The sequence below is a fragment of the Streptomyces sp. HUAS 31 genome (assembly GCF_028198125.1).
Classification (GTDB): domain Bacteria; phylum Actinomycetota; class Actinomycetes; order Streptomycetales; family Streptomycetaceae; genus Streptomyces; species Streptomyces chartreusis.
In genome coordinates this window covers 2,081,861-2,094,930 of the sequence record NZ_CP116353.1, presented here as the reverse complement: position 1 = coordinate 2,094,930, position 13,070 = coordinate 2,081,861, and the positions used below count along the sequence as shown (strand labels likewise).

Here is a 13,070-nt window from a genome sequence, read left to right as displayed (position 1 = left end):
CGCTAGTTTAATTCGTTGCCGGAGGGTCTTCCATGTCCGCGTCCTCGAAGTTGCCCCCGTTCGACCCCGCTGATCCGCTCGGTGTCGACGATCTCCTGGAGCCCGAGGATCTGGCCGTGCGGGGCACCGTGCGGGCGTGGGCGGCGGATCGGGTCCTGCCGTATGTCGCCGAGTGGTACGAGAAGGGCGAGCTGCCGGGGATCCGTGAGCTCGCGCGGGAGCTCGGGGAGATCGGTGCCCTCGGGATGTCGCTGGAGGGGTACGGATGCGCCGGTGCCTCCGCCGTGCAGTACGGGCTCGCCTGTCTGGAGCTGGAGGCCGCCGACTCCGGGATCCGGTCCCTGGTGTCCGTGCAGGGATCCCTCGCCATGTACGCCATTCACCGCTTCGGCAGCGAGGAGCAGAAGCAGGCGTGGCTGCCCCGGATGGCCTCCGGTGAGGTCATCGGCTGCTTCGGGCTGACCGAGCCCGACCACGGCTCCGACCCGGGCTCCATGCGGACGTACGCCAAGCGCGACGGCTCCGACTGGGTCCTCAACGGGCGGAAGATGTGGATCACCAATGGGTCCGTCTCCGGCGTCGCCGTCGTGTGGGCGCAGACCGACGAGGGCATCCGCGGATTCGTCGTCCCTGCCGACAGCGCCGGGTTCTCCGCGCCGGAGATCAAGCACAAGCTGTCGCTGCGGGCCTCCGTCACCAGTGAGCTCGTGATGGACGACGTACGGCTGCCGGCCGACGCGGTGCTGCCCGGGGTCGTCGGGCTCAAGGGGCCGCTCAGCTGTCTCTCGCACGCCCGGTACGGGATCGTGTGGGGCGCCATGGGCGCGGCGCGGTCCTGTTTCGAGGCCGCCGTGGACTACTCGAAGACGCGGGAGCAGTTCGGCCGGCCGATCGGGGGCTTCCAGCTCACCCAGGCCAAGCTCGCCGACATGGCGCTCGAACTGCACAAGGGGATCCTGCTCGCCCACCATCTGGGGCGGCGGATGGACGCGGGTCGACTGCGTCCGGAACAGGTCAGCTTCGGAAAGCTGAACAACGTCCGCGAGGCCATCGACATCTGCCGTACGTCACGGACGATTCTCGGTGCCAACGGGATCTCGCTCGAATACCCCGTGATGCGGCACGCGACCAACCTCGAATCGGTGCTCACCTATGAGGGCACCGTCGAGATGCACCAGCTCGTGCTGGGCAAGGCGCTCACCGGGCTCGACGCCTTCCGCTGACCCACCAGGGGGCAGGGCCGGTGAACGGCCCTGCCTCAGCTCTGGTTGTAGAAGCCGTCCTCGCGGTGAGCCGCGCGCTCGCCGCTGATGATCTCCGTGTCGGCCGGCGTCAGCAGGAACACCCGGTTGGACACCCGGTCGATCGAACCGCGCAGACCGAAGATGAGCCCCGCCGCGAAGTCGACGACGCGCTTGGCGTCGGCCGGCTCCATGGCCGTGAGGTTCATGATGACCGGGACCCCGTCCCGGAACAGCTCGCCGATGGCGCGGGCGTCCCGGAAGCTGTCCGGAGTGACCGTGCCGATCCGGCGGCCCTTCTCCTCCGCCACGTCCGTGGCCACCTTGACCCGCGGGTCGGTGACCCAGGCCTCCCCGGGCTCGGTCCCTTCGGAGTAGTCGTCGTCGTAGTAACGCTCGTCATCGTTGTCGTCGACGAGGCCCAGCCAGGCGCTCGCCTTGCGTACCGATCCCATGGACGCCTCCTCTCACAGCGGTCTCTGTTGCCTTCCGCATCCCTATGGTCATCCATGATGCGGACGTCGCGCCAAGTGGATAGACGCCGCGCGGGGGGTTTGTGACGGTACTGGTGCACAGCGAATACGTCGAGAGCCCGTGTCCCCCAAGGGGCATGCCACGTACGGCTGCTGACTGTGAGTGAAATATGATTCTTCGCGGCGTATGGGTGAGGCGGGGTGCGTACGGGTGAACGAGCCGTCCGTGGCGAACGGCACGGCGGCCGGTACGATGCGGCAGCTCAGCGTCGTAGATGCGTCGTAAGAACCTCGGGGGAGCGTCGTGTTCGGAATCGTCAGGCCCTGTCGTCATCGGCTCGGAGAGAACCTCGCGGGCCAGTGGATGGCGCATTTGTGCGGATTGTGCCTCTCGTTGCGCGGGGACCACGGTCAGTTCGCTCGGATCGTCACCAATTACGACGGGCTTCTCATCTCCGTCCTGACGGAAGCTCAGTCGGAGAAGGCCGACGGACTGCGGCGTACAGCAGGACCCTGCCCGCTGCGCGGGATGCGAACCGCGTCCGTCGCACAGGGTGAGGGCGCCCGGCTCGCCGCCGCCGTCTCGCTGGTGCTCGCCTCGGCCAAGGTCCGTGACCATGTCACGGACGGGGACGGGCTGCTGGCCCGTAAGCCGGTGGCGCTCGCCGCGCGCCGGGTGGCCGCCGGCTGGGGTGCGGCGGGTGCCCGTGGCGGCTCGGCCGTCGGGTTCGACACCGCCGTACTCGTCGACGCCGTGGACCGGCAGGTCGGCATCGAGACGCTGGCCGGGCTCGGCACCTCGGTGCTCACCGTGACCGAGCCGACCGAGACGGCGACCGCCGCGGCCTTCGCGCACACCGCGATCCTGGCCGGACGGCCCGGCAACGCCGAGCCGCTCGCCGAGGCCGGGCGCATGTTCGGACGGCTGGCCCACCTCCTGGACGCCGTGGAGGACCGGGCGGCCGACGCCGAGGCGGGTGCGTGGAACCCCCTCACCGCGACCGGGACCTCGCTCGCCGAAGCGCGCCGGCTCGCCGACGACGCCGTGCACGGGGTACGGCTGGCGCTGCGCGAGGTGGAGTTCACGGATCCGGGACTCGCCCACCTGCTGCTGGTGCACGAGCTGCGGCGCTCGGTGGACCGGGCGTTCGGCACGGTGCCGACCTGTGGGTCCCATGCCTCGCATCAGCCGGGGCAGCCTGGTCAGCCCGGGCCCTATGGGCAGCCGCCGCAGCAGCCCGGGCCGTACGGCGCGCCGCAGAATCCGTACGCCGGGGGCGGGAATCCGTACGCCGGCGGGAACCCGTATGCCGGGGGCGGAGGCGCGCCCGGCGGTGGCGCCGGTGGAAGCGGCGGCGGTGGCGGTGACTTCGGCGGGTTCGGCGGGTTCGGCGGTGGGTCGGCCCCACAGCCGCCGAAGCGGCGTGGTTTCTGGGCCGGCTGCGGGATGTTCTGGCTGCTGTGCTGCACCTGCAAGCTGTGCTGCGCCAAGGAGTACGAGGGTCCGTGGTCCCGCAAGAAGCGCGAGGGCTGCTGCCGTGACTGCGACTGCGACGGGTGCGACTGCTGCTGCCCCTGCGACGGTTGCTGAACGCACGCGCGTAGATGGCGGCTACTTCCGGACATCCCTGATACGGGGACCGTGCCGTACGGGCTCAACCGCGTCATGTTGCCGCTCCCTGCCTCCGCCGACCAATCCGTGCGTTCCTTTGCGCCACCTGGCAACACGTCCGACCTCGTTGTCGGCCAGGTGGGCGCAAGCTGCGCCGAGTGGTGCCGACCGGCTCTGACCGGGGCAGGAGCGGCCAACTCGCACAGATGGTTCAAAAGTTGACGGCCGAAAGGCGCCCTTGTGCCGACCGGTCGTTCGACCGAATACTCCCCTCAGCGCTTGTCAGGGGCACGGCATGTTCGGAATCCGGACAGCGGCCCTACTGACTGCGCCTCACCGGGCCCCGACCCCACGCGGGCCCCCGACTTCCCTTGGAGGGAACGAAACGTGAGGATCAAGCGCACCACCCCCCGCAGCGGCATTACGAGACGGACCCGGCTGATCGCCGTTTCCACCGGCCTCGTTGCCGCGGCCGCGATCGCGATCCCCAACGCGACCGCCGCGGAGACTCCCGCCACCTTCAGCGCCGCCCAGCTCAAGAGCGCGAGCGGCTCCGTGCTGAAGGCCGACGTCCCGGGCACCGCCTGGTCCGTCGACAGCAAGACCAACCGCGTCACGGTGACCGTGGACAGCACGGTCTCCCAGGCGGAGATCGCGAAGATCAAGGAACAGGCCGGGGCGAACGCCGACGCGCTCACCATCAAGAGCGTCCCCGGCAAGTTCAGCAAGTTCATCCAGGGCGGCGACGCCATCTATGCGAGTAGCTGGCGCTGCTCGCTCGGCTTCAACGTCCAGGACAGCAGCGGCAACCAGTACTTCCTGACGGCCGGCCACTGCACCGACGGTGCGGGCACCTGGTACTCCAACTCCGGCCGCACGACGGTCATCGGCTCGACCGCCGGCTCCAGCTTCCCGGGCAACGACTACGGCATCGTGCGCTACTCCGGTTCCGTCAGCCGGCCCGGTACCGCGAACGGCGTGGACATCACCCGCGCGGCCACGCCCAGCGTGGGCACCACCGTCATCCGTGACGGCTCCACCACCGGCACGCACAGCGGCCGGGTCACCGCCCTGAACGCCACCGTCAACTACGGCGGCGGCGACATCGTCTCCGGCCTGATCCAGACCACGGTCTGCGCCGAGCCCGGCGACTCCGGCGGTTCGCTCTACGGCAGCAACGGCACCGCGTACGGTCTGACCTCCGGCGGCAGCGGCAACTGCACCTCCGGCGGTACGACCTTCTTCCAGCCGGTCACCGAGGCCCTGAGCGCGTACGGCGTCAGCGTCTACTGACCTCTCGGTCCGGAACTGTTCGGCCCCATCGGCAGCCGGCAGCAGGTGAGCCCCCGTACGCAACTGGCGTGCGGGGGCTCGCCCTTGCTCCGGTGACGGGGTTACCGTCGACGTTCAGGCAGTACTCCGCTGTAATGCGCCCACGTCGGACCCTGGGGGTCGGTGATGGTCGAGGAGCTGGTGGCGGCGGGAGTGACGCTCGCGTCCGCCGGAGTGGTCTATGTCGCTGCGGCCGCGCGGGTCGTCAAGCAGTACGAACGGGGCGTGGTCTTCCGCCTCGGGAAGCTCCGGCCCGAAGTGCGCGGGCCCGGGTTCACGATGATCGTGCCGGGCGTCGACAAGCTGCGCAAAGTGAACATGCAGATCGTGACGATGCCGATTCCCGCACAAGAGGGCATCACCCGGGACAATGTGACCGTGCGGGTCGACGCCGTCGTCTACTTCAAGGTGACCGCGCCGGCCGAGGCGGTCGTACGGGTGGAGGACTACCGGTTCGCGGTCTCGCAGATGGCGCAGACCTCGCTGCGGTCCATCATCGGCAAGAGCGAGCTGGACGATCTGCTGTCCAGCCGCGAAAGGCTCAATCAGGGGCTGGAGTTGATGATCGACAGCCCGGCCGTCGAGTGGGGCGTGACGATCGACCGGGTGGAGATCAAGGACGTCTCCCTGCCCGAGACCATGAAGCGGTCGATGGCGCGGCAGGCCGAGGCCGACCGGGAGCGGCGGGCGCGGGTCATCAACGCCGACGCCGAGCTCCAGGCCTCGAAGAAGCTCGCGGAGGCCGCGCATCAGATGTCCGACGCGCCGGCGGCCCTTCAGTTGCGGCTGCTTCAGACGGTGATGGCTGTGGCGGCCGAGAAGAACTCCACGCTGGTGCTGCCGATTCCGGTGGAATTGCTGCGATTTCTGGAGAAGGGTTCGCAGGTTGCGGTCTCCGGGCAGGGGGCGGGGTCTGACTCGCAGCGGGCTGCGCCTGTTGAATCCCGGACCGTTCAGGACGAACTTCCCTCTGGTGAAACTCGTTTGGATCCGGACCCGGATGTGTCGATTTTGAGACAGGAGTAGACCTCACACGCTGCTTATGTTTCGCTCGCTTGCAGTGTTTGCTCAGCGAAGAGGGCGTGCGTGACTGTGCACGGTCAAGGCGGTTAGGGGTGTGCAAACGTGTTCTACGCGCGTCCTGAAGTCGACCTTGTGTGCGCCCTTCGAACCTAGGAATAGTGAACCTTGTTCAACCGGCGCGGACGCGGCTTTTGTTGTGAGCCGTCCCCGTGGCCGTACGCCTTCCGGTTCGGCGAGGTCCCCACAACCTCTCCGGCCGACCCCCCACAGGAGGACGTGAGTTGAAGCACCGACGCATACCCAAGCGACGGGCAGCCGTGGCAGGTGCGGGTATCGCCGCGCTGGTTGCCGCGGGCGTGACCTTGCAGACTGCGAACGCCAGCGAGACGCCCGAGACTTCCGCGCCGAAGACCCTGTCGGTCTCCGCGGCCGGAAAGCTCGCCTCGACGCTGGTCAAGGACCTGGGCGGCGATGCCGCGGGCTCGTACTACGACGCGCAGGCCAAGAGCCTTGTGGTGAACGTGCTCGACGAGGCCGCCGCGGACGCCGTCGAGGCGGCCGGCGCCAAGGCCCGGGTCGTCGAGAACTCGCTGGCCGAGTTGAAGAGCGCGCGTACGACGCTGAAGCAGGACGCGACCATTCCCGGCACCGCGTGGGTGACGGACCCGGCGACGAACAGAGTCGTCGTCACCGCCGACCGGACGGTGTCCGAGGCCGAGTGGGCCAAGCTCGGCAAGGTCGTCGACGGGCTGGGCGCCAAGGCGGAACTGAAGCGGTCGAAGGGGGAGTACAAGCCCTTCGTCGCGGGTGGTGACGCGATCACCGGTGGCAGCGGGCGTTGCTCGCTCGGCTTCAACGTGGTCAAGGGCGGCGAGCCGTTCTTCCTGACCGCCGGGCACTGCACCGAGAGCATCAAGGACTGGTCGGACTCCAACGGGACGCAGATCGGGTCGAACGAGTCGTCCAGCTTCCCGGACAACGACTACGGGCTGGTCAAGTACACGGCCGAGGTCGAGCACCCGAGTGAGGTGAACCTCTACAACGGGTCCGCTCAGGCGATCAGCGGGGCCGCGGAGGCCACTGTCGGTATGGAGGTCACTCGTAGCGGGTCGACCACGCAGGTGCACGACGGCAAGGTGACCGGGCTCGACGCCACCGTGAACTATGGCAACGGTGACATCGTCAACGGGCTGATCCAGACCGACGTGTGCGCCGAGCCGGGTGACAGTGGTGGTTCGCTGTTCTCCGGTGACAAGGCGATCGGGCTCACCTCCGGGGGCAGTGGTGACTGCACCTCCGGTGGGGAGACGTTCTTCCAGCCGGTGACCGAGGCGCTGTCTGCCACGGGTACTGAGATCGGCTGACGTACGTAGCTTTGCGGAGTCCCGTCCCTGGTTGTGGGGGCGGGGCTTTCGCGTTCGTGATGCCTGCGGCGGCCCGTTGCGCCGAGTGGGGGTGCGGGTAGCGCCTGCGGGTGGGGGTGGGTCGGGGCCGTGCCGGGGGGTGTCCGTCCTCGGTCGGGCGGTTGCCGGCGTCAGGGGGGTGCTGTTTGTTGACGCCCGCCGCTGCGGGCGGACACCCCCCGGCACGTCCCCTTGCCGCCGTGGGCGACTGCGGCTCCGTAGGGGCGCGGGGAACTGCGCGAACGGTTGTGACGCTTGCGGTCACGTCTCGGCGCGGGGCGATGGCAACCCCCTGCCTTTAGGGGCGCGGGGAACTGCGCGATCAGCCGCTACGGGCCCGCAGTCGCCGTCGGACCCGGTGTGGCAGGTTCCTTCGGCGTTCGGTCCTTGCCGCGCAGCGCCGCCGCCAGGAGGGTGATCGCCGCTCCTGCGACTGCCCAGGCCGAGAGGACCAGTAGGGAGCCGGTCGTGTCGTTGCCCTTGAAGTAGGCGACCGAGCGGGTTGTCCAGGTGCCCGCGCCGGGGGGTAGGGCCGGGCCGATGTCGTGCCAGAACGGGGGGAGCAGTGGGGGTGGCAGGGCTCCGCCCGCGCTCGGGTTGCCCAGGATCACCACGATCAGGATCACCAAGCCGATTCCGGCCATGCCGAAGACGGCCTGAAAGGCGAAGGTGGTCGCGCCCACGGCGAAGACGATCAGGGTGCCCACGCCCCAGAGGGCGGCGATGCTGCCGGGCAGTGCACCCAGGATGGGGCCGACGATCAGGGCGCCGCCCAGGCCGGCTACGGCGGCCACCAGGGCCATGACGATGAGGCGGATCACCGAGCGTCTCAGGGTGGGGCGGCGGGCGCCCGAGCTGATCGTGATGATCGACGCGCAGAGGTAGCCGCCGACGCACCAGCCCACGGTCACGTAGAAGGAGGTCAGGCCGTTGGCGTCATGGCGGTCGGCAGGGGCCACGTCGACAATGCGGAGGGTGCGGGCCTCGGATCTTTCCAAGGCGGTTACCAGGGACTCCAGGGTGGCGGCCAGTGCTCTGCCGCCTCCGGTGGCCACCAGGAGGGTGTCCGTGGTGGTGGTCGGGTCGATCACCAGGGCGCCGTCGATCTCCCGGTCCAGGATCTGGTCGCGGGCCGTCTCCACGTCGGGCAGGGCGCGGGGGTCCAGCGGGTTGCCGGGCAGGTTCTCCAGTCGGTCCACCGTCTGCTGGGCGGCCACCTCGGGGGCCACTACTCCCAAGGGCACGTTCTTGGGTTTCGGGTCGTGGAGGGCGCCCACATAGGAGGCGATGAAGAGCAGGGCGAGGACCACCGTGCCGGTCACCAGGATCGTGGCCCGGGGCGTGACGGCGTCCTTCACCTCGGCCAGGAAGGAAGGGTGGGGAGTGTCGGCGCCGGGGGTCTGCGTCATGCCCCCACCGTCCGGGTCGACGAGTGTTTGCGCAGGTGGGAGGCGGCCGAACGGATGTCGTACGAGTGTTCGATAACGGTCCCGGAATGGTCTATGGTGGAGGTGGGAGAGTTGGGAACTGATGTTCGAGTGATGGCTCGGACTCGCTGGCGCGGGAGGTGCGTGTGTCGGGCTTCGCGCATCTGCACACCGCCTCCGGGTTCTCCCTGAGGTACGGCGCCTCGCACCCGGAGCGGCTGGCCGAGCGTGCCTCCGAGCGGGGGATGGATGCGCTGGCGCTCACCGATCGGGACTCGCTCGGGGGCGCGGTTCGGTTCGCCAAGGCGTGTGCGGCGGCGGGCGTGCGGCCGCTGTTCGGTGTGGAGCTGGCCGTGGAGGGGTTCGGGCTCTCGGGGGAGGGTGCGGGGCGGCGGCGGGCTCCGGTGCGAGGTGGGGCCTTTGTCGATGAGTCGACTCCTCGGGTCACCTTTCTCGGGCGGGACGGGGCCCGGGGGTGGGGCGATCTGTGCCGAATCGTTTCGGCGGCGCATGGTGGGGAGGGGCCGCCGATGCTGCCCCGGGAGGACAACCGGGGGGACGGCCTGATCGTCCTGCTCGGGCCCGACTCCGACGTCGGACGCGCGCTCGCCGCCGGCCGGCCCGATCGCGCGGCCCGGCTGCTCGTGCCCTGGCGGGAGATCTACGGCGACTCCCTGCGCCTGGAGGCCGTGTGGCACGGGCGCAAGGGCACCGGTCCGGGGTCGCTGCGGCTGGCCGCCCGTACCGTCGGCTTCGCCGCCGAGCAGCAGCTGCGGCCCGTGCTGAGCAATGCCGTCCGCTATGCCGACCCGGGCCTCGGGCCGGTCGCCGATGTGCTGGACGCCGCGCGCCGGCTCGTGCCCATCGACTCCACCAAGGAACTGGACTCCGGTGAGGCCTGGCTCAAAGGTGCCGGGGACATGGCGCGGGTCGCCGAGCGGGTCGTCGAGGCCGCGGGGTTCCGGCGTGACACCGGGTACCGGCTGCTGGAGCAGACCGGGGCGACGGCTGCCGAGTGTCTCGTCGATCCCGAGGACGACCTCGGCATCGGCACCGTCCACTTCCCCGAACCGCATCTCGTCGGCGCCGGGCGGCGCAGCGCGCAGCGGGCGCTCGCCTCGCGGGCGGTGGCGGGCATGGTGCTGCGCGGCTACGACGGGCGGCGGGCGTACTGGGAGCGGGTGCATCAGGAGCTGGACATCATCGCCCACCACGGGTTCGCCTCCTACTTCCTGACGGTCGCCCAAGTCGTGGATGACGTGAGGGGGATGGGGATTCGGGTGGCCGCCCGTGGGTCCGGTGCGGGGTCGCTCGTCAACCATCTGCTCGGCATCGCGCACGCCGATCCCGTGGAGCACGGGCTGCTGATGGAGCGCTTCCTGTCCAAGCGCCGGCCGGTGCTGCCCGACATCGACATCGATGTGGAGTCCGCTCGGCGGCTGGAGGTCTACCGGGCGATCATCGACCGGTTCGGGACCGAGCGGGTCGCGACCGTCTCCATGCCGGAGACCTATCGGGTGCGGCACGCGGTACGGGACGTGGGTGCGGCTCTGTCCATGGACCCCGCCGACATCGACCGGATCGCCAAGTCCTTCCCGCACATCCGGGCCCGCGACGCCCGCGCCGCGCTGGAGGAACTGCCCGAGCTGCGGCAACTGGCCGGGGAGCGGGAGCGGTACGGCAAGCTGTGGGAGCTGGTCGAGGCGCTGGACGCCCTGCCGCGCGGTATCGCCATGCATCCGTGCGGGGTGCTGCTGTCGGACGCCTCCCTGCTCTCCCGTACGCCGGTCATGCCGACCAGCGGCGAGGGCTTCCCCATGTCGCAGTTCGACAAGGACGACGTCGAGGACCTCGGGCTGCTCAAGCTCGACGTGCTGGGCGTACGGATGCAGTCGGCGATGGCGCACGCGGTCGCGGAGGTGGAGCGGGCCACGGGGGAGCGGGTCGACCTGGACGGGGTGGCGGACGGGGATCCCGCCACGTACCGGCTGGTCCGGTCCGCCGAGACGCTGGGCTGCTTCCAGATCGAGTCGCCGGGGCAACGGGATCTGGTGGGGCGGCTCCAGCCGGCCACCTTCCACGACCTCGTCGTCGACATCTCGCTCTTCCGGCCCGGGCCGGTCGCCGCCGACATGGTGCGGCCGTTCATCGAGGCGCGGCACGGGCGGGCGCCCGTGCGCTATCCGCACAAGGATCTTCAGGGGCCGCTGCGGGAGACGTACGGGGTCGTCGTCTTCCACGAGCAGATCATCGACATCGTGCACATCATGACCGGCTGCGGGCGGGACGAGGCCGACCGGGTGCGGCGCGGGCTGTCCGATCCCGAGTCGCAGGGGCGGATCCGGGTGTGGTTCGCGCAGCACGCGGCGGCCAAGGGGTACGACGCGGAGACCATCGGGCGGACCTGGGAGATCGTCGAGGCCTTCGGGTCGTACGGCTTCTGCAAGGCGCACGCGGTCGCCTTCGCCGTGCCGACCTATCAGTCGGCCTGGCTGAAGGCCCATCATCCGGCCGCCTTCTACGCGGGGCTGCTCACGCACGACCCCGGGATGTATCCGAAGCGGCTGCTGCTGGCGGACGCGCGGCGGCGTGGGGTGCCGATCCTGCCGTTGGACGTGAACGCGTCGGGAGTCGCACACCGTATCGAACTGGTGTCTGAATCCGGGGAGTCGAAGAGCTCGCGAAAGGTGTGGGGACTGCGGCTCGCCCTCTCCGACGTGCACGGGATCAGTGAGGCCGAGGCGGCACGGGTCGCGGACGGGCAGCCGTACGCCTCGCTGCTCGACTTCTGGGAGCGGGCGCGGCCCAGCCGTCCGCTGGCCCAGCGGCTCGCGCAGGTCGGCGCGCTGGACGCCTTCGGGGCCAACCGGCGTGATCTGCAACTGCATCTGACCGAACTGCACCGGGGCGCCCGCAGCGGTGGCGGCGGGCAGCTCCCGCTGGCCGGCGGACGGAAGACCGCCGCGGCCGGGCTGCCCGACCTCACCTCGGCGGAGCGGCTCAGTGCCGAGCTGGGAGTGCTGTCCATGGACGCCTCACGCAATCTGATGGACGACCACCGGGCGTTCCTCGACGAGCTGGGCGTCGTGTCGGCGCGACGGCTGCGCGATGCCGGGCACGGCGAGAGCGTGCTGGTCGCGGGCGCCAAGGCGGCCACCCAGACGCCGCCGATCCGGTCCGGCAAGCGGGTCATCTTCAGCACCCTGGACGACGGGACGGGGCTGGTGGACCTCGCCTTCTTCGACGACTCGCACGATGCGTGTGCCCACACCGTCTTCCACTCCTGGCTGCTGCTGGTGCGGGGCGTGGTGCAGCGGCGCGGGCCGCGCAGTCTGAGCGTGGTGGGATCCGCCGCCTGGAACCTCGCCGAGCTGATCGAGCTGCGTGCCGAGGGCGGCCTGGACGTGGTGGCAGCCCGGCTGGCGGAGCCGGTGGCGGCGCCGGAGGGGGACGACGGGGATCCGGCACGCGGCCGGCGAATCCAAATGCCCACAGGATACGAACTGAACCCGTGGGCCGATCTACGACCGGCGGGTCAAGAGCCTTCACAGGTACGGAAGTTGTGGCACCAGAGTCCGGGGAGTGCGGGATGACCATCCTCTGCGTACGTTTCCAGCTGCCGCCTGCGCACGAGGCGGCCCTGCCGGGGCTGCTCGGGCTGCTGGAGGACTTCACGCCGGTCGTCCAGGCGTTGCCACCGGATGCGGCGCTGGCCGATCTGCGGGGGGCCGAGCGGTACTTCGGGCGGGACGCGGTCGAGCTCGCGTCGGTGATCCGGGTGCGCGCCCTCGCCCATCACGGGGTCGACTGCGCGATCGGCGCCGGGCCGGGGCCGATGCTGGCCCGCGTGGCGCTGGGGGAGGCGCGGCCCGGAGTGACGTGTGCGGTTCCCGAGGACGCCGCCACGGAGTTCCTCGCCGACAAGCCCGTCGCCGCGCTGCCCGGCGTCGGTGCAGCGACCGCCCGCACCCTGTGCGAGTACGGCCTCGACACCCTCGGCCTGGTCGCCACCGCCCCGCTGTCCACGCTCCAGCGGCTGATCGGCGCGAAGGCCGGCCGCGAGCTGCGCGAGAAGGCGAGCGGAATCGACCGGGGCCGGGTCGTCCCGGACGGCGTGTCGCGGTCGCTGGCCACCGAGCGCCCCTTCACCCGCGACGAGCTGGACCCCGACCGGCACCGCCGCGCCCTGCTGTCGGCCGCCGAGGAGCTGGGCGCCCGGCTGCGCGCCCTGGACAAGGTCTGCCGCACCCTGACCCTCACCGTCCGCTACGCCGACCGCTCCTCGACGACCCGCAGCCGCACCCTGAAGGAACCGACGGCCCACTCGGCGGCGCTGACCAGGGCGGCGTACGGCATGTACGAGGCCCTCGGTCTCCAGCGCGCCCGCGTCCGGGCCCTCGCCCTGCGCGCCGAGGGCCTCGACCCCGCCGAGCAGGCCTCCTACCAGCTCACCTTCGACCCGCTCGACGAGAAGGCCCGCCGTATCGAGGAGGTCGCGGACCGCGCGCGGGCGAAGTTCGGGCCGCATGCGGTGATGCCGGGGTCGCTCGCCGCGTAGT

9 protein-coding genes are annotated in these 13,070 nt (G+C 70.5%); 7 read left to right on the top strand and 2 right to left on the bottom strand.

The features are described from left to right. The first annotated feature begins 32 nt into the window (after positions 1-32). Positions 33-1,223, top strand: coding sequence for an acyl-CoA dehydrogenase family protein (locus PGH47_RS09135; protein WP_271663001.1), 1,191 nt, complete (start codon positions 33-35; stop codon positions 1,221-1,223). Positions 1,224-1,258: 35 nt separating this feature from the next. On the opposite strand, the gene PGH47_RS09130 is transcribed toward PGH47_RS09135, so the two are convergent. Further along, entirely contained in the window at positions 1,259-1,696 is a 438-nt protein-coding gene (locus PGH47_RS09130; RefSeq protein ID WP_030954768.1) for a cell division protein SepF, read from the bottom strand. A 322-nt stretch (positions 1,697-2,018) separates the two neighbouring features. Between PGH47_RS09130 and PGH47_RS09125 the strand changes: the two genes are divergently transcribed. From PGH47_RS09125 to PGH47_RS09110, 4 genes are all read left to right on the top strand, one after another. Then, entirely contained in the window at positions 2,019-3,305 is a 1,287-nt protein-coding gene (locus PGH47_RS09125) for a DUF5685 family protein (RefSeq protein WP_271663000.1), read from the top strand. Positions 3,306-3,713: 408 nt separating this feature from the next. Then, entirely contained in the window at positions 3,714-4,619 is a 906-nt protein-coding gene (locus PGH47_RS09120; protein ID WP_271662999.1) for a S1 family peptidase, read from the top strand. 165 nt (positions 4,620-4,784) lie between these two features. Beyond that, entirely contained in the window at positions 4,785-5,684 is a 900-nt protein-coding gene (locus PGH47_RS09115) for a slipin family protein (protein ID WP_271662998.1), read from the top strand. A gap of 278 nt (positions 5,685-5,962) precedes the next feature. Then, positions 5,963-7,045: a S1 family peptidase gene (locus PGH47_RS09110; RefSeq protein ID WP_271662997.1), complete on the top strand. Its 1,083-nt coding sequence runs from the start codon at positions 5,963-5,965 to the stop codon at positions 7,043-7,045. A 368-nt stretch (positions 7,046-7,413) separates the two neighbouring features. Here PGH47_RS09110 and PGH47_RS09105 read toward each other — a convergent pair whose 3' ends face one another. Continuing rightward, on the bottom strand, positions 7,414-8,493 hold the full coding sequence (locus PGH47_RS09105) for an ABC transporter permease (protein ID WP_271662996.1): 1,080 nt from the start codon (positions 8,491-8,493) through the stop codon (positions 7,414-7,416). 164 nt (positions 8,494-8,657) lie between these two features. Between PGH47_RS09105 and PGH47_RS09100 the strand changes: the two genes are divergently transcribed. Continuing rightward, positions 8,658-12,104, top strand: a complete 3,447-nt coding sequence (locus tag PGH47_RS09100; protein ID WP_271662995.1) for a DNA polymerase III subunit alpha — start codon at positions 8,658-8,660, stop codon at positions 12,102-12,104. Continuing rightward, on the top strand, positions 12,101-13,069 hold the full coding sequence (locus PGH47_RS09095) for a DNA polymerase Y family protein (protein WP_271662994.1): 969 nt from the start codon (positions 12,101-12,103) through the stop codon (positions 13,067-13,069). The genes PGH47_RS09100 and PGH47_RS09095 overlap by 4 nt, the downstream gene beginning before the upstream one ends. Position 13,070 lies beyond the last annotated feature (1 nt).

Bases quoted from the DNA above. Each gene is read 5' to 3' on its own strand.
- PGH47_RS09135 (WP_271663001.1), top strand. From the start codon at position 33: ATGTCCGCGTCCTCGAAGTTGCCCCCGTTCGACCCCGCTGATCCGCTC.
- PGH47_RS09130 (WP_030954768.1), bottom strand. From the start codon at position 1,696: ATGGGATCGGTACGCAAGGCGAGCGCCTGGCTGGGCCTCGTCGACGAC.
- PGH47_RS09115 (WP_271662998.1), top strand. From the start codon at position 4,785: ATGGTCGAGGAGCTGGTGGCGGCGGGAGTGACGCTCGCGTCCGCCGGA.
- PGH47_RS09105 (WP_271662996.1), bottom strand. From the start codon at position 8,493: ATGACGCAGACCCCCGGCGCCGACACTCCCCACCCTTCCTTCCTGGCC.
- PGH47_RS09095 (WP_271662994.1), top strand. From the start codon at position 12,101: ATGACCATCCTCTGCGTACGTTTCCAGCTGCCGCCTGCGCACGAGGCG.